Consider the following 21,204-nt stretch of genomic DNA (forward strand, 5'->3'; position numbering starts at 1 on the left):
ATCTACTCGCTTTGTTTTTTTTCAATTGTACGCCAGCCCCCGGGATGACATGGGGCCGCCAAACTTTATAGCTACACAAAATTTAGAAAGTTTGACCTCAAGCATGAAAACCCCCACCTACCCCCCCATGAAGGTGGCTTCGCACTCCCTTTAACCGCTCGTAGATTCATTGCATGGGTGTGGCCAGGGTTATCCGCCCTGTCTGTTGGCCCCGCCTGGGTGACCTTTATTGAGGAGAATTAAATCATGCTCAGCAAACAGGCGTTATTGCAGGCTTACCGCAAGATGCGGGAGATCAGGACCTTTGAAGAGCGGTTGCATCAGGAAAATACCAGCGGTGATATTCCCGGCTTCATTCACCTTTACACCGGTGAGGAGGCCATCGCGGTGGGGGTCTGCGAAAATTTAACGAGCGCAGATTTTATTGGTTCAACACACCGTGGACATGGCCACTGTATTGCTAAAGGGTGCGACATTCACGGCATGATGGCCGAAATATTCGGCAAGGACAGCGGGTTATGTCGCGGTAAGGGTGGGTCGATGCATATTGCCGATCTGTCGAAAGGAATGCTGGGAGCGAACGCTATCGTTGGGGGAGCCCCTCCCCTGGCCATCGGCGCCGCGCTAACGGCAAAGACGCTAAAAACCGGCAACGTCGGTGTCTCTTTTACGGGCGATGGGGGTTCTAATCAGGGCCTGGTCTTTGAAGCCATCAATATGGCCGTCGTGCTCCAGCTTCCAGCGGTCTTTATTTTCGAGAACAACGGTTACGGCGAAGGGACCGGTCATGACTACGCCGTGGGTGGGCGTGATATCGCCCGACGCGCCGCTGGCTTCGGCCTGCCGGCAGTGACCGTTGATGGCACCGATTTCTTTGCCGTTTATGAGGCCACTTCAGAGGCGGTCAAACGTGCGCGAGAAGGCGGTGGCCCAAGCGTCATTGAGGCCAAAGCCTTCCGCTGGCACGGTCATTTTGAGGGGGATCCCGCGCTATACCGCGCGGAAGGTGAAGTGCAACGCCTGCGTGAACAACATGATCCGCTGAAGATTTTCACCGCTAAGGTCAAACAGCATATCACCCAGGAAGAACTGGCGGCGATTGACGAGGAAGTAGAAGCCCTTGTCAACGATGCGGTATTGAAGGCCCGCGCCGCTGCCTATCCGGCTCCGGAAGACCTGCTGACAGACGTTTATGTCTCATACTGAGGGTGATAACTATGGCGATTAAAACCTATCGTGAAGCGGTCAAGGAAGCCCTGGCTCAGGAAATGGAACGCGATGAACGCGTGGTGCTCATCGGTGAAGATTTGCGTGGCGGTCATGGCGGAAATGCGCCCGAAGAGGCGAAGATAGAAGCCTTTGGCGGTGTGCTCGGCGTCACTAAAGGGCTGTGGACGCAGTTCGGCTCCGATCGGGTGATCGACACGCCCATTACCGAGTCGGCCATCATCGGTATGGCGGCGGGCGCCGCAGCGACGGGTCTGCGGCCGGTCGCGGAATTGATGTTCATGGATTTTTTTGGCGTGAGTCACGATGCGCTGTACAACCAGGCGGCTAAGTTCCGCTACATGTTTGGTGGCAAAGCCAGAGCCCCGCTGGTGATGCGAGGGATGATCGGCGCGGGGTTTTCCGCCGCGGCCCAGCATTCACAGTCACCCTATAATATCTTTGCCACCACGCCAGGGCTGAAGGTGGTGGTGCCCTCGACGCCTTATGACGTCAAAGGTCTGTTAATCCAGTCAATTCGCGACGACGACCCGGTGGTTTTCTGCGAGCATAAAATGCTGTACGACCTCAAGGGCGAGGTACCGGACGAGAGCTATACCATCCCGCTAGGTGTAGCCAACTATACCCGCGAAGGAGAAGACGTCACCATCATTGCGTTGTCGGCAATGGTGCATAAAGCCAATCAGGTGGCGGACAAACTGGCCAGAGAGGGGATCTCGGTCGAGGTGGTCGACCCGCGGACCATTTCGCCGCTGGATGAGGAAGGGATTCTGGAATCGGTGGCGTCCACGGGGCGGGTAGTGATTGTCGACGAATCCGCGGCACGTTTCGGTTTTGCGCATGATGTCGCGGCGCTGATCGCGTCCCAGGCATTCCATTTCCTCAAAGCGCCCGTTCTGCTGGTGACGCCGCCACACACGCCGGTCCCGTTCTCCCCTGCTCTCGAAAAACTCTGGATCCCTGGCGTAGAACGTATCGAAGCCGCCGTCCGTCAAGTGCTGGAGGATTAACCTATGAGCGAAATCAAGACGCTTGAAATGCCAAAGTGGGGGCTTTCCATGGAGGAAGGCTTGCTCGCTCGGTGGGCAATCCAGGAGGGTGACAGCTTCACCCCAGGGCAGGAAATCTGTGAGATTGAAACCAGTAAAATCGTCAATGTGCTGGAGGCCCCCTTTGCCGGTACGTTACGTCGGATACTCGCCCGAGAGGGTGAGACGCTTCAGGTAGGCGCCGTGCTGGCCCTGGCGGCTGACGCTTCGGTCAGCGATGCTGACCTGGACGAATTCGCTGCCACTCTGGCTACGGCGAAACCCGCTGCCCCTGGCACGGTGGCTGCCGCGCCGGACGTAGCGGCACAGGCAGGCGCTAAGCCACCTTCCGTTGTTTCGCCGCCATCCAACAGCCCCGAGCCCCCCGTTGGGCAAACCGACATCCCCGTCAGTCTGCAAGGCGTGACCGATGTGACTCAGGTTAATGCCACGCCCCATGCTTTACGACTCTCTGCCCGCTGGGGTGTCGACCTGAAAAAAGTCCGCGGCAGCGGGCGCGGGGCTCGTATCTCTGTTTCTGATCTGGAAAGCGCGATCCTTGCCGCCGGCGGTCGCCTGGCCTCTCCGACGCCCCCCGTTCGTCGCAGCAAAGCGCCCCGCTCGCATGCCGATGACAGCCAGGTATCGGCCACCCCGCTGGCGCGCCGTCTGGCCGGCAAACTGGGTATCAACTTGCATGACTGCCGAAGCAGCGGTTCACGCGGCCGGGTGAGTCGCGATGATGTGCTGGCCGCGGCGTTGTTACTCGACGAGCACCCGCAGACCAGCCCGGTACAGGAGAGTAGCCCGGAACCCTTTGAGAGCATCCCCATGTCCGGTATGCGGCGGGCTATCGCCTCTCGCCTGCAAACGTCCAAGCAACAGTCTCCCCATTTCCGTTTGAGCGTCGATCTCGATCTGGAACGACTGTTAGCGCTACGTCAGGAAATTAACCGCGAAGTACCCGGCGTCAAGATTTCGGTTAATGACCTGCTGGTGAAGGCCTGCGCCCTGGCGCTGGTGGCCGTGCCTGACGTGAACATTCAGTTTGATGAAGCGACACAAAGTATCCGCCGCTTTGCGGATGCCGACATTTCAGTGGCCGTTGCGCTGCCTGCCGGGCTAATTACCCCTATTGTTCGCTCAGCGAACCGGAAATCGATTAGCGACATATCGAACGAAATTCACTCGCTGGTGACCAGGGCCAAAGCGGGCACGCTGAAGCCGGAAGAGTTCCAGGGGGGGACCTTTAGCGTGTCAAATCTGGGGATGCTCGGCGTCCGGCAGTTTGACGCCATCATCAATCCACCGCAAAGCGCAATCCTCGCCATTGGCGCCGGCGAAATGCGGGCGGTAGTACGCGACGGGCAAATCGTCGCGCGCCAGCAAATGACGGTATCGCTATCCTGCGATCACCGGGTTATCGATGGCGCGGCAGGTGCGGCTTTTCTCCGGGAACTCAGGCGACTGACGGAAACCCCAACCTTGATGTTTATCCAGGAGACGAGCTATGCACGATAAATACGATGTGCTGATCATCGGCGGTGGTCCTGGGGGATATGTGGCCGCCATCCGTGCCGGTCAGCTAGGGCTTCGTACCGCATTAGTGGAAAAACAGCATCTGGGCGGCATCTGCCTGAACTGGGGATGCATTCCAACCAAGGCGCTGCTGCATGGCGCTGAGGTTGCGCACACTATCACCCATGCCAGTCAGCTGGGCATCAGCGTGGGCGAGGTGAACGTCGATCTGCAAAAACTGGTGCAGTTTAGCCGTAACGTATCGCAACAGCTCACCGGCGGGGTGGCGTACCTGTTGAAGAAAAATGGCGTGCAGGTCATTGATGGCACCGCGCGGTTGCGCGGCAAGGGACAAATAACGGTCGAGGATGCCCGAGGAGAGATGCGCGATTACCGGGCCGATCACGTGATCCTGGCCACGGGCGCCCGACCACGCGCATTACCAGGCATCGCGCCAGATGGCGAATATATCTGGACCTATTTCGAGGCGCTGCGGCCTAAGCTATTGCCCAGGTCGCTATTAATCATCGGTTCAGGGGCGATTGGCGTCGAGTTCGCCAGCCTTTATAACGATCTGGGCTGTAAAGTGACGCTGGTCGAGCTGGCGTCGCAGATTTTGCCAGTGGAAGATGCCGAGGTGTCTGCAGCAGTGCGTAAGTCGATCGAAAAACGCGGTATTCAGGTCCATACCCAGACCCTGGTGACGCAAGTACAGCTCACCGGGAGCGGGGTGCGCTGCACCATGAAAAACACCGGCGCCGAATATTCTCAGGACGTCGAACGCGTGCTGCTGGCGGTTGGCGTACAGCCGAATATTGAAGATCTGGGGCTGGAAACGCTGGGCGTCGAGTTAGACCGCGGTTTTATCAAGACAGACACCGCTTGTCGCACTAACGTATTCGGGCTGTATGCCATCGGCGATGTAGCCGGCCCGCCGTGCCTGGCGCACAAGGCCAGCCACGAAGGCGTGATCTGCGTTGAGACACTGGCTGGTGTCGAAGGCGCCCGCCCGCTTGATCGCGACTATGTGCCCGGTTGCACGTATGCCCGGCCCCAGGTTGCCAGTCTGGGCCTGACGGAATCGACGGCCCTGGCCAGGGGACGGCCCGTCAGGATCGGTAAGTTCTCCTGGCAGAATAATGGTAAGGCGCTGGCCAGCGGCGAGACAGAGGGTTTTGTGAAGACGATTTTCGATGCTGAAACCGGCGAGTTGCTGGGCGCGCATATGGTTGGCGCACAGGTCACGGAACTGATCCAGGGGTTTGGCATCGCCCGTCACCTGGAGGCCACAGATGAAAGTCTCCTGTCGATGATCTTCGCGCATCCAACACTTTCCGAAGCGATGCATGAATCCATCCTCGCGGCCTGCGATCAACCATTGCATCAATAAGAAATAAGGGAGGCGATAGCTGCGCGATACGGAGTACGTTGCCCGTTATCCCTCCCGCACGCCCCGGCAGAAGCTCCACCAGAACGGTTACGGCAGGATCTATTGATCTGAAACGCTAAACGCCAGGCGTAAATTCTGTATGTTTAGTAGACAACTCAACGACAGGAGGAGCGCTCTATGACACAGCACGAACGGTTTTGCCAGGCCTGCGGAATGCCGATGTCCGCACCCGATGCGCAAGGGGCCAGCGATAAATATTGCGCGTATTGCAGCGACAGCGACGGTAATCTGAAATCCTGGGAAGAGGCCGTATCCGGTCTGGCGGCTTTTCTCGACTCCTGGCAAAAGGTGGGCGTAGCGGAATCACGGAAACGGGCAAAACGTTACCTGACGGCGATGCCTGCCTGGGCGCACAAAGCGGACGAGTAATTTGCCCGGGCGGCGGGAAGAAATCATTCCGGGGGACAGACCGCCATGCCGACAACGATGCTATAACGTTTTTGTACGCCATCCGGACGGGAATAAATGCGCGTTTGTGGATGACGACCTGCAGGCAGGAGCATGCATGGGTTCTTCATGCGGATGAAATAAACGCCTGGCGTTCTCCCCCTTGTCCGGATGCGTTATTGCCTGGTTTTTTAAGGGTTCGGTTTCTGTATTTAACCCGGCACTTTTCACGTTATACAACATATTGATGTGATGAATCTCTCATTTCAACGACACCAACTGGACAGTAAGTTATCGCGTGTGTTAGTTATTTAATCACGCAAGAGAACAGATTTAATTTAAACAAAAGTTAAACCTTTCTCACTTTGCTAAAAAATTGCATTGATAATGCTTTGGATTCCCGAACCATTATCAAAAGGGTATGTGAACAGAAAGCCCTCAGAGACGCGAGTCTCTGAGGGCTTTTTTTTGTTTTTTATCTCAGGAGTAAATAAATGTCTAAAGAACGTCGTCTCTCAAGAATATTCGCAAAAGATGGTAAATCCGTGACCTTAGCGCTGGATGGCTACTATTTTTCCACGAAAACAAATGGTATTGATAATACGATAAATCAGCTCCCTGCTCTGGTGGAACACGGCCTGGATTGCGCGCTCGTCACGTACGGCATGTTGAAGAATTATCGTGAAGCGCTGAACAGCGTTCCCGTTGTGTTACGCGTCGACAGCACGGTCAGTATCTTTGACAATACCGTTCCCGATACTACCCCCGTTTTTTCCGTCGAAGATGCGCTTAAAGTCGCTGCCGAGGGAGTGGTCTGCATGACCTTCCCCGGCGCCTTCAATGAAGAAAAAACCCACATTATGGCGATGCAGCTCGCGCAGGCAGCGGATCGCTGGAACGTACCGCTGATTGTCGAATCGCTCCCGTATGGTTATCCCGTCACCAGCGATGACTCTAACAATCCGGCGATCATCGCTGCATCGGCCCGCGCAGCGGTGGAGCTGGGCGCGGACGTCATCAAAACGCGTTTTACCGGTTCACCAGAGGACCGACTGATCGTTGAAGCTGCTGGCGTGCCGGTGCTTGCCTTAGGGGGGCCAAAAACCGGCATCGATGGTTACTTCAAATTTGTTCAGCACTGTATGCAGATGGGTGCGAAAGGCGTGGCTGTGGGACGAAACATTACCCAGGATCCGCAGCCGGCGAAAGTGGTAGCAGGTCTGAATGCCATCATCCATGAAAACGCAACAGCGGAAGATGCATACAGCCTCTACATGGCTAAATAACATCGGAAATTAATATGATTTTAAATAACACCATCATCCCTTCCATCAGGAAGTATAAATACTTTGAGAAAGCATTATCCTGCCAGTCAGAATATGTGCTGCTATCCGAAGCGAATATCGGCAATCTGCAGTCGCTAATTGGCAAATGCCATCAAAGCGGTAAGAAAGTCCTCGTTCACCTTGAATTACTGGGTGGTTTCAAACCGGATCAGGCGGGGATCAATCTACTGAAAAATTATTACAAGGTTGATGGTGTTATTTCTTCCAATCTCTCCGCGCTACGCTACGCCAAAAAAGAGGGATTGCTGACCGTATATCGGGTTTTACTTATCGATTCGCGATCGCTTGATCAGTCGCTCGATATTGTTAAACACAGTCCACCGGACGCAATTGAAATCTTACCTGCTGAATATGCCTGCCAGTGTCTGGAGTTGATTAGCCGAAATTTGAAAGGCTTTGATGTGGTATTCATCGCCGGAGGCTTTGTTAAGCGCAAATACCTTGTAGATAAAATATTCCATGCCGGATTTAAAGGGATAACCACCAGCGAGCCCGGCTTATGGTAACCAATAAGGAGTCCACGCGAATGAAAGATGAATACGTCATGGGCATCGACAATGGTGGAACCGTCACCAAGGCAGCCATCTATGACCGTAAAGGACAGGTGCTCGCGATCGCCTCAAAATCCACGCAGATGCTGACACCCCGGGAATTCCACACAGAGCGCAGTATCGATGAGCTGTGGGCCGCGAATGTCGAAGTGATTAAAAAAGCGATTGAGCAATCAGGTATTGATGCCAGCCAGATAAAAGGAGTGGCCGTCACCGGTCATGGTAACGGTCTGTATCTGGTTGACGAAGAAGGTCATCCGGTGCGTAACGGCATTATATCCACCGACAGCCGGGCAAAAGAGTACGTTGAGAGATGGCAACGCTCGCCAGAATTCCTTACCGACATTTTGCCAAAAACAATGCAGTCCATCTGGGCCGGACAACCTGTCGCCTTGCTGGCATGGCTGAAGGACTTCGAGCCCGAGACGCTGCAAAAAGCGCGTTATATTTTTATGGTCAAGGACCTGATCCGTTTTTACCTGACCGGAGAGGCTTTTCTTGAGCTGACCGATATCTCAGGCACCAACCTGATCAACGTACGTGACTGCAAGTATGACGATGAACTGCTGGCATGGTGGGGACTTGATGAACTGCGGGATAAATTGCCCCCCATCAAACGCTCAACGGAATGCTGCGGAAAAATCACTGACGATGTCGCCCGTCTGACCGGTTTATGCGCAGGTACGCCGGTTTCTGGCGGGGTGTTTGATATCTCGGCCTCTTCCATTGCCTCGGGGATCAACAGTCTCGATAAGATGGCGATCGTCACCGGCACCTGGAGCATAAACGAATACGTTACCGACCACCCGGTTATTGATAAAGATCTGTTTATGACCTCCATTTATCCCATTGAGGGTAAATGGCTCATCACCGAGGCCAGCCCCACCTCCGCGAGCAACCTGGAGTGGTTTATTAACAACTTTATGGAGAGCGATCGGAAAACCTCCGCCGAGCAAGGATCGTCGGTCTATGACCTGTGCAATAAGCTGGTTTCGTCAACGACGCCGGATGAAAGCCACCTGCTGTTCTTTCCGTTCGTGTTTGGCTCTAACACCATTCCCGACGCCTCGGCCGGCTTTATCGGTGTAAACAGCTTTCATAAAAAAGCCCATTTTCTGCGGGCGATTTATGAGGGCGTGGCCTTTAGCCATCTCTACCACACCGAGCGCTTACGCAATATTAACCCGAAGTTAAGCCGCACAATTCGTATTGCCGGCGGTGTCACGAACTCCCCGGTCTGGCTACAGATATTCGCCGATATCTTCCAGGCCACGCTGGAAATCGTTGACGTCAAAGAGCACGGGACCCTGGGTACCGCGATGACCGCAGCCGTCATGGTGGGCTGGTTTGCAGAGGTATTTGCTGCCTCAAACGAAATGGTCCATGTCTCACGCACCGTCTCCCCTAATCCGGAAAATCACCGGGTCTACCAGACCAAATACCAGCTTTATAAAAACCTGTTATCAGAAATGCAGTCGCCGTGGAAAAGCTGCAGCAACTACATTGCGCACTAAGTGAGGAAAAAATGGATCTGAATTTAACGAATCGTACGGCCATCGTGACAGGCGGCGCAACCGGCCTGGGGAAAGAGTTTGTTCTTTCTCTCGCCAAAGAAGGCGTCAATATCTGCTTTACCTATATGCGGGAAGAAGAGCATCCCGAACGGCTGATCGAAACGGTGAAGGCCAGCGCGAACGTAGAGATCATCGCGGTTAAAACCGATCTCTCTGACGAACAGAGCCGGGAAAATCTGTTTGCCACCTGTATCGACAGACTGGGCAAAGCCGACATTCTGGTGAATAACGCCGGGATCTGGCTGAGCGGCTACGTCACCGAGATCAGCCCGCAGGACTGGGATCTGGTGATGAATGTCAATCTGAAAGCCATCTTCCATCTCAGCCAGCTATTTGTAAATCACTGCCTACAGCATGACCGGATGGGCAGCATTCTGAATATTACCTCGCAGGCCGCGTTCCACGGCTCCACGACGGGACATGCGCACTACGCGGCAAGTAAGGCCGGTCTGGTCGCCTTTGCTATTTCTCTGGCGCGGGAAGTCGCCAAACAAAAAATCAATGTGAACAATATCGCCGTCGGGATCATGGATACTGCGATGATCCGTAAGAACATTGAGCAAAACCCTGACTATTACGTCAGTCGTATTCCGGTGGGCCGCGTGGCTCAGCCTCAGGAAATTGCCGACATCGGTGTCTTCATGGTTTCTCCTAAGACCAGCTATATGACGGGAGCAACTCTGGACGTTACCGGCGGTATGTTGATGCGTTAATCGAGGGAGAATCATTATGAAATGTCTGGCAATTGCCGATCTGTTTATCAATGCAGCAATGATGGAATCAGGACTGAAAGCGCTCAGGGATAACGGGATTGAAGTCGAAGTACGCGAGTGGTCACATGACTCCATTGAGAAACTTCAGGAAGATAATCTGCGGGTTGAACAGGAAGGCGCGGAAGCCGTGGCCTTACCGGAAGATCTGCTTCAGGGAGCGGGTGATATTGACATCCTGATCACTCAGTTTGCCCCCGTCAATACTGCGGTGTTCGATAAAATACCCACGCTGAAATATGTAGGCGTACTCCGCGGTGGCGTGGAAAACGTGAATCTTGAGGTGGCGAACGCCCGGGGCGTTGAGGTGATGAACACCCCGGGGCGTAACGCTCGCAGCGTCGCTGAATTCACGGTCGGCATGATCCTGGCGGAAATGCGCAATATCGCCCGGTCACACGATGCCCTGCGTGACAAATACTGGCGTAAAGACAGCCCGAACCATCAGGCGATCCCGGAGCTTGGCGGAAAAGTCGTGGGGCTGGTTGGCCTCGGCCATATTGCCCAACTGGTCGCGGGATTTCTCAGCGGCTTTGGCACGGAGATTATCTTTTACGATAAGTACGTTGCAGGCCATGAATGTTATGAGAAAGTCGATTCACTGGACGAACTGGTACAACGCGCCGACGTTATCTCGTTACATGCTCGCCTGACGCCGGAAACCGAAAATCTGATTAACGCACACCATTTCGCGCTGATGAAGCGCAGTGCCATCATTGTTAACACGGCACGCTCCGGGTTAATCAATGAAAAAGAGATGATTGATGCGCTCAGATCCGGGCAAATTATGGGCGCCGCGCTTGATACCTTTGATGACGAACCGCTTCCTGACGACAGTGCATTCTATACCCTGAATAACGTGACCATTACGCCGCATATTGCCGGGAGTACCATTGACGCATTCAGTAATTCGCCCAAACGCTTCGCTGAGATCCTTTTAAAGAAACTCAGTTAAATACTAAAAGAACCATTAAAGGTATTAACAGGGCCCAATGGGCACGGGTTAACTCGTGCCCAATTCGCCCGCCTTTTAAGGAATCATTATGGATATTATCAACAGCATTATTAGTCTGGGGGCATCAGTAATGATGCCAGTAATATTCTTTATTATCGCGCTTTGCTTTGGCGTTAAAATCGGTACGGCATTTAAAGCAGGGATGCTGGTCGGCATTGGTTTTGAAGGGGTGGGGCTGGTGATTGGCCTGCTGCTGACAAACCTGGGCCCGGCATCGCAGGCGATGGTTGAGCGTATCGGCCTGCAGTTAACGGTCGTTGATACCGGTTGGCCTACCGCATCGACTATTGGCTGGGGTTCGCCGCTGATGCTGCCCGTCGTGGTGGGCTTTATCGTCATCAACCTGGCCATGCTTCTGTTGAAATTAACCAAAACGGTGAATATCGATATTTTTAATTACTGGATTTTCCTGATCATGGGGTCTGTGGTCTATGCCGGAACGGGAAATTACTGGCTTTCTGTCGGTATTACTTTCGCTATTTTTGTGTTGACGCTATTGGCCGCAGATTTAACGGCGCCGTATTTACAAAAAAACTATAATCTTAAAGGGATATCATTCCCACATCTTACCTGTATAGCTTACGTGCCGTTTGGCATTGCCTGTAATTACATCATTGATAAGATCCCGCTCATCAATAAAATCAATTTCGATCCGGAAAGTATTAATAAAAAATTCGGCGTTTTTGGCGAGCCTCTTACCCTGGGGTTTGTGCTGGGACTGCTGTTGGCCTTCCTGGCTGGATATGACATTTCCGCTGCCGTTTCACTGGCCATTAAGGTTTCAGCCGCCATGCTGCTGCTGCCGAAAATGATTGAAATTCTGGTGCAGGGATTGTTGATTGTTCGTGATGCCGCTGAAGCAAAACTGAAGGCTAAATTTCCGGGGCGCGATTTTTACATCGGGATGGATACGGCGTTATTGATCGGTGAACCTTCGGTACTGGCGACCGGTCTGCTGTTAATCCCTATGGCTGTGGTGCTGTCTATCATTCTGCCCGGCAACCGCGTACTGCCCTTTGTCGATCTGGCTTCGTTAATGTTCCTGCTGGCAATGGTCACGCCGTTCTGTAAACGAAATATGTTCCGCATGTTCATAACCGGAACCCTGATCGTGACCTGCATCCTGTATGTCGGGACGGACATTTCGCAAGAATATACTCAGGCAGCGGTGAACTCACATATTCCGGTACCGGAAGGGATGGCAGAGATCACCAATATCGTCGGCGGCGCCACGACGCCTGTCGGCTGGCTGGCCGTCAAATTTGGCGAGTTTTTTAGCGCCACACCTTAGTACAAGACCACTTAAGTAAACAGAGGGCAAACTGTTGCCCTCTGTTTCTTCCTCTCATTCTGTGCGCTGAATAGCTGGCTCAACGACGCTCCTGGTTTGAACATCTGACCAGCGCATCCGCCCCCTGCGCGGCGAGGTGGCTCATTTCTTTTGTGACCCCTCCCGTTTTCAACCCTACCTGCTATGCTCCTTCTTTCCCTGTTCACAGGAGATCCCGATGCTGACTATCTGGGGCCGAAAAACTTCCTCTAACGTGCAGGCGCTGATGTGGTGTGTTGGCGAGCTTGGGCTGGACTATCTCCGCTTCGACGTGGGCCATCGCTATGGCGGTACCGACAGCGAGGCGTTTTATCAGCTCAATCCCAATCGTACGGTGCCAGTGCTGCAGGATGGCGATAATCCGCCGCTGTGGGAAACCGGCGCGATCCTTCGCTATTTAGCCAGTCGCTACGCCGACGACGCCTTCTGGCCGGGCGACCTGCTGGCTCGTACTGAGGTTGATCGCTGGACCGAGTGGTCAAAGCAGAATATTGCCCTCGGCTTTACGGCGCCGGTGTTCTGGCGCGTGGTGCGCACGCCCGCCGCCGAGCGGGATCCGCAGGCCATCGCCGCGGCGGTGACGGCCCTGGAGCAAAAGCTGGCGATTGCCGAGGAACGTCTCGCCGGCAGTCGCTATCTGGTGGGCGATACGCTCACCCTGGCCGACATCCAGTTTGGTCATGTGCTGTACCGCTACTTTGCAATCGATATCACCCGTCGTCCCCTCCCCCATCTTGCGGCCTATTATGCACGGCTAACCGCACGGCCCGCCTTTCGCCAACACGTCATGGTCAGCTACGACGAGCTGAAGGTCTGAAGATGGTCGGTAGCGCCTCCCGACGCTACCGACACGCTGGTTAACGCGCCATCAGGACAAACACGCCCCAGCCGAGATATTCCCGGGTCCAGGTGACATGGTGCAGCGGCGCGGTGGTCAACTGCTGGCGAACCTCCGGCGCGAAGTCATCGTGCGGATTGGCCTCCAGCCAGCGGCGCATCGTCAGCCATTTCGCCGCTTCATAACGATCCCAGCCCTCCTGGTCCGCCAGCACCATCTCCACTACGTCATAGCCCAGTTCGCCGAAGTGGGCGACCAGCGCCGGCAGCGTCAGGAAGTCGTCGGGAGAGTGCGCGCCGCAGGCAACCGCCTCTTCCGCCGTGGCGGGGCGTTTGCGCCACCATGGCTCGCCGATCAGCAGCATACCGCCTGGGTTAAGGCTCTGCTTCAGCAGCGCAATCGTGCCTGCCACGCCGCCGCCGATCCACGTTGCCCCCACGCAGGCGGCAATATCGCACGGCTGACTGGCGACATACCCGCTGGCATCCTGGTGCACAAAGGTCACCCGGTCGCTCACCCCGAGCGCCTCTGCCCGGGCGGCCGCCTGCTGGCTGAACAGCAGGCTCATGTCCACCCCGGTGCCGACGATCTGATGATCGCGCGCCCAGCTACAGAGCATCTCTCCGGAGCCGCTGCCGAGGTCAAGAATGGAGGCGCCCGGCGCCATTCGCAGCGCCCGCCCCAGCGTGGCGTACTTTTCCGGGGTAAAGGGGTTATGAATACGGTGTTCGCTTTCACTGATAGTAAAAATGCGAGGGATATCGATCATGGGTTTTTCTCCTTGAGAGCCATACGCCCGGGCAGCGACCCTGCCCGGGTCGCTGTATCAGCGGTTGTCCGCCTGCGCGCGAACGTTGGTCAAACCGGTGGTGTTGATCCGGTACGGCTGGCCATTCACCGACTTAATCAGCTTCTTGGTTTTGAGCTTTTTGAAGACCGCGAGGGTGCAGTCGCTCAGCAACAGCCCTTCCCGGGTGTAGCATTCGACGGCGGTAATGCGGCCGGAGGTATCGCGGACGTGCGCAATACGGCCACCTTTGGCGAGTACGTGTAAGGTCCGTTGTTCCTGACGGGATAAATTCATACTGAAACCTGTTCATTATCATGTGCGAAAACATGCCTACACCCGCAGGTGTGTGCGTAAGGTTTAAGCGCAGCGATAATCAGTCCGGCCTGGGCAGGTCGGGAAGCTGATTATCTGATAATGACATTCTCCAGCATCGAAGCCTCGGTGAGCATTGAAAGGTATTTACCGGCTGAATATTAACACCTTCATCTGGTAAGGGTATTGCACAGATTAAAAACTGTGATCGGCGTTATGATTTACCCTCACCCTCCCCGGCATTTTGCCTTTTCCGCCACCCGCTTTGTTCCTCAACGTTAACCACCGCCTTATCCCCCTCGCATTGTTAAATAAATGTTGGCAGATCACAAAATAGAAACAAAAAGGCCATTTCGTACGCATTTTATAAAAATGTAGATATTTTTAATTTATGGCTACGAAATGAACATCACCCTGACCTTCCATTCCATTGCGAGGAACGATCCTGATGAACGCCCTGACCGCAGTAAAACCGACATCCGCGCCGTTAGCTCAACAATTCCCTGGCTTTACCGTCGCTCCTTCCGCCCAGTCGCCGCGCCTGCTGGAGCTCACCTTTTCCGCCGACACCACCGCCCAGTTTCTGCAGCAGGTCGCGCAGTGGCCGGTGCAGGCGCTGGAGTACAAATCTTTCTTACGCTTCCAGGTGGGCAAGATCCTCGACGATCTGTGCGGCAACCAGCTGCAGCCGCTGCTGATCAAAACGCTGCTCGACCGCGCGGAAGGCGCGCTGCTGATCAACGGCGAAGGGATCGATAACGTCAGCCAGTCCGAGGAGATGGTCAAGCTGGCCACCGCCGTGGCGCACCTGATTGGCCGTTCCAATTTCGACGCCATGAGCGGCCAGTATTACGCCCGTTTCATGGTGAAAAACGTCGATAACTCCGACAGCTATCTGCGCCAGCCGCACCGGGTGATGGAGCTGCACAACGACGGCACCTACGTCGAAGAGCAAACCGACTATGTGCTGATGATGAAGATCGACGAGCAGAACATGCAGGGCGGCAATTCCCTGCTGCTGCATCTCGACGACTGGGAGCACCTCGACGAATTCTTCCGCGACCCGCTCGCCCGCCGCCCGATGCGCTGGGCCGCGCCGCCGAGCAAAAACGTCAGCAAAGATGTCTTCCACCCGGTATTCGACGTCGACCAGCTGGGTCGCCCGGTGATGCGCTATATCGACCAGTTCGTCCAGCCGAAAGATTTCGAAGAAGGCACCTGGCTGAGCCGCCTCTCCGACGCGCTGGAGACCAGCAAAAACATTCTTTCTGTACCGGTTCCGGTAGGCAAATTTCTGTTGATAAACAACCTGTTCTGGCTGCATGGCCGCGACCGCTTTACGCCGCACCCGGACCTGCGCCGCGAGCTGATGCGCCAGCGCGGCTACTTTGCGTATTCCACGAATCATTACCAGACTCATCAATAAGGGTTTTCAGGCGAAGGAATTGAGCGGATGTATGATTTCGTGATTATCGGCGGCGGCATCATCGGCATGTCGACCGCCATGCAGTTAATTGAGATTTACCCGGATGCCCGCATTGCGCTGCTGGAAAAAGAGGCCGGCCCGGCCTGCCATCAGACCGGCCATAACAGCGGCGTGATCCACGCCGGGGTGTACTACACGCCCGGCAGCCTCAAGGCGCAGTTTTGCCTCGCCGGCAACCGCGCCACCAAAGCCTTTTGCGAGCAGAACGGCATCCGCTACGACGTCTGCGGCAAGATGCTGGTCGCCACCTCGCCGCTGGAGATGGAGCGGATGCGCGCCCTGTGGGATCGCACCGCCGCCAACGGCCTGCAGCGGGAATGGCTGAGCGCCGGGGAGCTGCGCGAGCGCGAACCGAACATCAGCGGACTCGGCGGGATCTTCGTCCCTTCCAGCGGCATCGTCAGCTACCGCGACGTGGCGGCGGCGATGGCGAAGAACTTCGAATCGAAAGGCGGCGCCATCGTCTACAACGCCGAAGTCAGCGCCCTGAAAGAACACGCCAGCGGCGTGGTCGTCCACACCCGCCAGGGCGGCGAGTATGAGGCCTCGACGCTGATTACCTGTTCCGGGCTGATGGCCGATCGACTGGTGAAAATGCTCGGCGTCGATCCCGGGTTTATCATCTGCCCGTTCCGCGGGGAGTATTTCCAGCTTGCCCCGCAGCACAATCAGATCGTCAACCATCTGATCTATCCGATCCCCGATCCGGCGATGCCGTTCCTCGGCGTCCACCTGACCCGCATGATCGACGGCAGCGTCACCGTCGGCCCCAACGCCGTGCTGGCCCTGAAGCGCGAAGGCTATCGCAAACGCGATATTTCGCTGGCCGATACCCTGGAGATCCTCACCTCGCCCGGCATTCGCCGGGTACTGCAAAACAACCTGCGCTCCGGGCTGGGCGAAATGAAAAATTCGCTGTGCCGAAGCGGCTATCTGCGGCTGGTGCAGAAATACTGCCCGAGCCTGACATTGCGCGATTTGCGCCCGTGGCCGGCCGGCGTGCGGGCGCAGGCGGTATCGCCGCAGGGCAAACTGATCGACGATTTTCTCTTCGTCACCACCGCGCGTTCCATTCACACCTGTAACGCGCCGTCACCCGCGGCGACGTCGGCTATCCCGATCGGCGCGCATATCGTCAGCAAGGTGCAGACCCTGCTGGCCAGCCAGAGCAATCCCGGACGCACGCTGCGTGCGGCACGTAGCGTGGAGACACTACACGCCGCTTTTACCCGTTAACCCCCTGAAGACAGGAAGCGATTATGCAACTCAACGATATGACTCTGTTTCGCCAGCAGGCGCTGATTGATGGTCAGTGGCGCGATGCGCCCAACGGCGACGTGATTGCGGTGACCAACCCCGCCAACGGCGAGCAGCTCGGCAGCGTGCCGAAAATGGGCGCAGACGAAACCCGACAAGCGATCGAGGCCGCTAACCGCGCCCTTCCCGCCTGGCGCGCCCTCACCGCCAAAGAGCGGGCGAATATTCTGCGCCGCTGGTTCGATCTCATGCTGGAGAACCAGGACGATCTCGCCCGTCTGATGACCCTCGAGCAGGGGAAACCGCTGGCGGAAGCCAAAGGCGAAATCAGCTACGCCGCCTCCTTTATTGAATGGTTCGCCGAAGAAGGTAAACGCATTTATGGCGACACCATTCCGGGCCACCAGGCCGACAAGCGCCTGCTGGTGATTAAGCAGCCTATCGGCGTTACCGCCGCCATCACCCCGTGGAACTTCCCGGCGGCGATGATCACCCGCAAAGCGGGCCCGGCGCTGGCTGCGGGCTGCACCATGGTCCTGAAACCGGCCAGCCAGACGCCGTTTTCCGCGCTGGCGCTGGCCGAACTGGCGAATCGCGCCGGGATCCCCGCCGGGGTGTTCAACGTGGTCACCGGCTCAGCCGGCGCGGTCGGCGGCGAACTGACCAGTAACCCGCTGGTGCGCAAGCTCTCCTTTACCGGCTCGACCGAGATTGGCCGCCAGCTGATGGAGCAGTGCGCGAAAGACATCAAAAAAGTCTCCCTGGAGCTGGGCGGCAACGCGCCGTTTATCGTCTTCGACGATGCCGATCTCGATAAAGCCGTCGAGGGGGCGCTGGCCTCGAAGTTCCGCAACGCCGGGCAGACCTGCGTTTGCGCCAACCGCCTGTACGTCCAGGACGGGGTGTATGACCGTTTCGCCGAGAAGCTGCAGCAGGCGGTGGAAAAACTGCGCATTGGCGACGGCCTGCAGGAGGGCGTCACGACCGGCCCGCTGATCGACGAGAAAGCCGTCGCCAAAGTTGAAGAACACATTGCCGACGCCATCGCCAAAGGCGCAAAGGTGGTTACCGGCGGCAAACCGCACGCCCTGGGCGGCAACTTCTTCCAGCCCACCATCCTGGTCAACGTGCCCGACAGCGCCAAAGTGGCGAAAGAGGAGACCTTCGGCCCGCTGGCCCCGCTGTTCCGCTTTAAAGATGAAGCCGACGTCATTGCCCAGGCCAACGATACCGAGTTCGGTCTCGCCGCCTATTTCTACGCCCGCGATCTGAGCCGTGTGTTCCGCGTCGGCGAAGCGCTGGAGTACGGCATCATCGGCATCAATACCGGAATTATCTCCACCGAAGTCGCCCCGTTCGGCGGCGTTAAGGCCTCCGGCCTCGGCCGCGAAGGGTCGAAGTACGGCATCGAAGACTACTTAGAAATCAAATACATGTGTATTGGCCTTTAACAGGAGTGACGGATGAACAGCAATAAAGCAATGATGGCGCGTCGCAACGACGCGGTCCCGCGCGGCGTCGGCCAAATCCATCCTGTCTTCGCCGAGCGCGCGGAGAACTGCCGGGTGTGGGACGTCGAAGGGCGGGAATATCTCGATTTTGCCGGCGGTATCGCGGTGCTCAATACCGGCCACCTGCATCCGCAGATTGTCGCCGCCGTGGAGGACCAGCTGAAAAAGCTGTCCCATACCTGCTTCCAGGTGCTGGCCTACGAGCCCTACCTGGCGCTGTGCGAAAAGATGAACCAGAAGGTGCCTGGTGATTTCGCCAAGAAAACCCTGCTGGTGACCACCGGGTCGGAAGCGGTGGAGAACGCAGTGAAGATCGCCCGCGCGGCAACCGGGCGCAGCGGCGCGATCGCCTTCACCGGCGCCTATCACGGCCGCACTCACTACACCCTGTCGCTGACCGGTAAAGTGAATCCATACTCCGCCGGTATGGGCTTAATGCCGGGTCACGTCTATCGCGCCCTCTATCCGTGCGCGCTGCACGGCGTCAGCGATGAAGAGGCGATCGCCAGCATCCATCGTATCTTCAAAAACGATGCCGCGCCGGAAGATATCGCCGCCATCATTATCGAGCCGGTGCAGGGTGAAGGCGGATTCTATGCCGCCTCCCCGGCCTTTATGCAGCGCCTGAGCGCCCTGTGCGACGAGCACGGCATTATGCTCATCGCCGATGAAGTACAGAGCGGCGCGGGCCGCACCGGTACCCTGTTCGCCATGGAGCAGATGGGCGTCGCGGCGGATATCACCACCTTCGCCAAATCCATCGCCGGCGGTTTCCCGCTGGCGGGCGTCACCGGCCGCGCGGAGGTGATGGACGCCATCGCCCCGGGCGGACTGGGCGGCACCTACGCCGGCAACCCCATCGCCTGCGCCGCCGCCCTGGCGGTATTGCAGATTTTCGAGCAGGAGAATCTGCTGGAAAAAGCCAACCAGCTCGGCGATACCCTGCGCCAGGGCCTGCTGGCGATCGCTGAAGATCATCCGGAGATCGGCGACGTGCGCGGTCTGGGAGCGATGATCGCCATTGAGCTGTTTGAAGAGGGCGACCACAGCAGGCCGAACGCCAGGCTGACGGCGGATATTGTCGCCCGGGCGCGCGACAAAGGTCTGATTCTGCTCTCCTGCGGGCCGTACTACAACGTGCTGCGCATCCTGGTGCCGCTGACCATCGAAGAGGCGCAGATCGAGCAGGGGCTGAAGATCATCGCCGACTGCTTTACCGAGGCGAAACAGGCATAGCACACCAGACATGCGGACACGAAGTACGTTAGTAAGGGAATAAAGACGAGACCTGCAAAACAACAATAATACGCGTGCCCCGGCGCGGGAATGTCGGGGCGCTCTCCCAGGTGACACACTTCGAGAGGGTAAATGATGGGGCAACTGTCGCAATCACAGGATTTAGGGGCGGGGCTGAAGTCGCGCCACGTCACGATGTTATCTATCGCCGGGGTGATCGGCGCGAGTTTATTTGTCGGATCCAGCGTCGCCATTGCCGAGGCGGGCCCGGCGGTGCTGCTGGCCTATCTGTTTGCCGGGCTACTGGTGGTGATGATTATGCGTATGCTGGCCGAAATGGCGGTCGCCACGCCGGATACCGGCTCCTTTTCCACCTACGCCGATAAAGCCATCGGCCGTTGGGCGGGGTATACCATCGGCTGGCTGTACTGGTGGTTTTGGGTATTGGTTATTCCGCTGGAAGCCAATATCGCGGCGATTATTTTGCATTCATGGGTGCCGGGCGTCCCGGTGTGGTTGTTCTCTCTGGTCATCACCCTCGCCCTCACCGGCAGTAACCTGCTGAGCGTCAAAAACTACGGCGAATTCGAGTTCTGGCTGGCGCTGTGCAAAGTGGTCGCTATTCTGGCGTTTATCGTACTGGGCGCGGTCGCCATTACCGGCTTTTATCCGTATGCCGAGGTGAGCGGCATTTCGCGTCTGTGGGATCACGGCGGCTTTATGCCCAACGGCTTCGGCGCGGTGCTGAGCGCGATGCTGATCACCATGTTCTCGTTTATGGGCGCGGAGATTGTCACTATTGCCGCCGCCGAATCGGATACCCCGGATAAACATATCGTGCGCGCCACCAACTCGGTGATCTGGCGTATCTCTATTTTTTATCTGTGCTCGATCTTTATCGTCGTCGCCCTCATCCCATGGAATATGCCGGGGCTGAAGAGCATTGGCTCCTACCGCTCGGTGCTCGAGCTGCTGCATATTCCCTATGCCAAGCTGATTATGGACGGCGTGATCCTCCTGTCGGTCACCAGCTGTCTGAACTCGGCGCTGTATACCGCCTCGCGGATGCTCTACTCCCTGAGCCGCCGCGGCGATGCGCCGGCCTTCATGGGGCGGACCAACCGCAGCAAAACGCCGTACGTGGCGGTGCTGCTCTCCACCGGCGCGGCGTTCCTCACCGTGGTGGTGAACTACTACGCGCCTGCCAAGGTGTTTAAATTCCTCATCGACAGCTCCGGCGCCATCGCCCTGCTGGTCTATCTGGTGATCGCCGTTTCGCAACTGCGGATGCGTAAAATCCTTCAGGCGCAAGGCGGGGAGATCCGTCTCAGAATGTGGCTCTATCCGTACCTGACCTGGCTGGTGATCGCCTTTATCACCTTCGTGCTGGTGGTGATGCTGTTCCGTCCGGCGCAGCAGCTGGAGGTGATCTCTACCGGCCTGTTAGCATTGGGAATTATTTGTACGGTACCGATTATGTCGCGCTGGAAAAAGCTGGTATTGTGGCAAAAACTGCCGCTGCAAAATACGCGTTAACCCTGTTCCCGGCCCCCGCCGGGAAGAGTATTCAGGAGTAAG

General features: G+C 56.7%; 19 protein-coding genes. 17 read left to right on the top strand and 2 right to left on the bottom strand.

Features of this window, described 5'->3' with window-relative positions; genetic code table 11:
* Positions 1-246: 246 nt before the first annotated feature.
* From ABLX76_RS08805 to ABLX76_RS08860, 12 genes are all read left to right on the top strand, one after another.
* A complete protein-coding gene (locus ABLX76_RS08805; protein WP_002889884.1) occupies positions 247-1,206 on the top strand; it encodes a thiamine pyrophosphate-dependent dehydrogenase E1 component subunit alpha in 960 nt (319 codons plus the stop codon).
* An 11-nt stretch (positions 1,207-1,217) separates the two neighbouring features.
* Positions 1,218-2,237 (top strand): alpha-ketoacid dehydrogenase subunit beta, encoded by a 1,020-nt coding sequence (locus tag ABLX76_RS08810; protein WP_044521157.1) that lies wholly within the window; start codon positions 1,218-1,220, stop codon positions 2,235-2,237.
* Positions 2,238-2,240: 3 nt separating this feature from the next.
* Positions 2,241-3,776 carry a 2-oxo acid dehydrogenase subunit E2 gene (locus tag ABLX76_RS08815; protein ID WP_348874431.1) on the top strand — a complete coding sequence of 512 codons (1,536 nt, stop codon included), beginning with the start codon at positions 2,241-2,243 and terminating at the stop codon, positions 3,774-3,776.
* A complete protein-coding gene (gene lpdA / locus ABLX76_RS08820) occupies positions 3,766-5,163 on the top strand; it encodes a dihydrolipoyl dehydrogenase (protein ID WP_348874432.1) in 1,398 nt (465 codons plus the stop codon). Before ABLX76_RS08815 ends, lpdA begins: the two co-directional genes overlap by 11 nt.
* Positions 5,164-5,340: 177 nt before the next feature.
* On the top strand, positions 5,341-5,592 hold the full coding sequence (locus tag ABLX76_RS08825; RefSeq protein WP_023288528.1) for a zinc ribbon domain-containing protein: 252 nt from the start codon (positions 5,341-5,343) through the stop codon (positions 5,590-5,592).
* Between the two features lie 512 nt (positions 5,593-6,104).
* The gene (locus tag ABLX76_RS08830; RefSeq protein ID WP_002889868.1) at positions 6,105-6,896 is read left to right on the top strand and encodes a phospho-2-dehydro-3-deoxyheptonate aldolase; all 792 of its coding nucleotides are present in this window, start codon (positions 6,105-6,107) and stop codon (positions 6,894-6,896) included.
* A gap of 14 nt (positions 6,897-6,910) precedes the next feature.
* Positions 6,911-7,462 (top strand): glycerol-3-phosphate responsive antiterminator, encoded by a 552-nt coding sequence (locus ABLX76_RS08835; protein ID WP_017901014.1) that lies wholly within the window; start codon positions 6,911-6,913, stop codon positions 7,460-7,462.
* Positions 7,463-7,482: 20 nt separating this feature from the next.
* Positions 7,483-9,021 (top strand): FGGY-family carbohydrate kinase, encoded by a 1,539-nt coding sequence (locus ABLX76_RS08840; protein WP_048296783.1) that lies wholly within the window; start codon positions 7,483-7,485, stop codon positions 9,019-9,021.
* Positions 9,022-9,032: 11 nt separating this feature from the next.
* Complete coding sequence (locus ABLX76_RS08845) at positions 9,033-9,794, top strand: SDR family oxidoreductase (RefSeq protein WP_023288524.1); 762 nt, start codon at positions 9,033-9,035, stop codon at positions 9,792-9,794.
* Between the two features lie 16 nt (positions 9,795-9,810).
* Positions 9,811-10,806 carry a 2-hydroxyacid dehydrogenase gene (locus ABLX76_RS08850; RefSeq protein ID WP_348874433.1) on the top strand — a complete coding sequence of 332 codons (996 nt, stop codon included), beginning with the start codon at positions 9,811-9,813 and terminating at the stop codon, positions 10,804-10,806.
* A gap of 88 nt (positions 10,807-10,894) precedes the next feature.
* Positions 10,895-12,157, top strand: coding sequence for a PTS transporter subunit IIC (locus tag ABLX76_RS08855; protein ID WP_023288522.1), 1,263 nt, complete (start codon positions 10,895-10,897; stop codon positions 12,155-12,157).
* Between the two features lie 217 nt (positions 12,158-12,374).
* Entirely contained in the window at positions 12,375-13,013 is a 639-nt protein-coding gene (locus tag ABLX76_RS08860; RefSeq protein WP_348874434.1) for a glutathione S-transferase family protein, read from the top strand.
* 40 nt (positions 13,014-13,053) lie between these two features.
* Here ABLX76_RS08860 and ABLX76_RS08865 read toward each other — a convergent pair whose 3' ends face one another.
* Together ABLX76_RS08865 and ABLX76_RS08870 are read right to left on the bottom strand one after the other, a co-directional pair.
* Positions 13,054-13,803, bottom strand: coding sequence for a class I SAM-dependent methyltransferase (locus ABLX76_RS08865; protein WP_050533125.1), 750 nt, complete (start codon positions 13,801-13,803; stop codon positions 13,054-13,056).
* A 57-nt stretch (positions 13,804-13,860) separates the two neighbouring features.
* Positions 13,861-14,118, bottom strand: a complete 258-nt coding sequence (locus tag ABLX76_RS08870) for a YjhX family toxin (protein WP_032453046.1) — start codon at positions 14,116-14,118, stop codon at positions 13,861-13,863.
* A gap of 466 nt (positions 14,119-14,584) precedes the next feature.
* Between ABLX76_RS08870 and glaH the strand changes: the two genes are divergently transcribed.
* From glaH to gabP, 5 genes are all read left to right on the top strand, one after another.
* Positions 14,585-15,562, top strand: coding sequence for a glutarate dioxygenase GlaH (glaH, locus tag ABLX76_RS08875; RefSeq protein WP_348874435.1), 978 nt, complete (start codon positions 14,585-14,587; stop codon positions 15,560-15,562).
* A 27-nt stretch (positions 15,563-15,589) separates the two neighbouring features.
* Positions 15,590-16,858: an L-2-hydroxyglutarate oxidase gene (gene lhgO / locus ABLX76_RS08880; protein ID WP_032453044.1), complete on the top strand. Its 1,269-nt coding sequence runs from the start codon at positions 15,590-15,592 to the stop codon at positions 16,856-16,858.
* A gap of 23 nt (positions 16,859-16,881) precedes the next feature.
* Entirely contained in the window at positions 16,882-18,330 is a 1,449-nt protein-coding gene (gene gabD, locus ABLX76_RS08885) for an NADP-dependent succinate-semialdehyde dehydrogenase (protein WP_023288516.1), read from the top strand.
* Positions 18,331-18,342: 12 nt separating this feature from the next.
* A complete protein-coding gene (gabT, locus tag ABLX76_RS08890) occupies positions 18,343-19,626 on the top strand; it encodes a 4-aminobutyrate--2-oxoglutarate transaminase (protein ID WP_348874436.1) in 1,284 nt (427 codons plus the stop codon).
* A gap of 135 nt (positions 19,627-19,761) precedes the next feature.
* Positions 19,762-21,162, top strand: coding sequence for a GABA permease (gene gabP / locus ABLX76_RS08895; protein ID WP_050533149.1), 1,401 nt, complete (start codon positions 19,762-19,764; stop codon positions 21,160-21,162).
* Positions 21,163-21,204: the final 42 nt, after the last annotated feature.

Source organism: Klebsiella sp. JB_Kp004 (genome assembly GCF_040065795.1).
In the GTDB taxonomy this organism is placed as follows: Bacteria; Pseudomonadota; Gammaproteobacteria; order Enterobacterales; family Enterobacteriaceae; genus Klebsiella; species Klebsiella quasipneumoniae.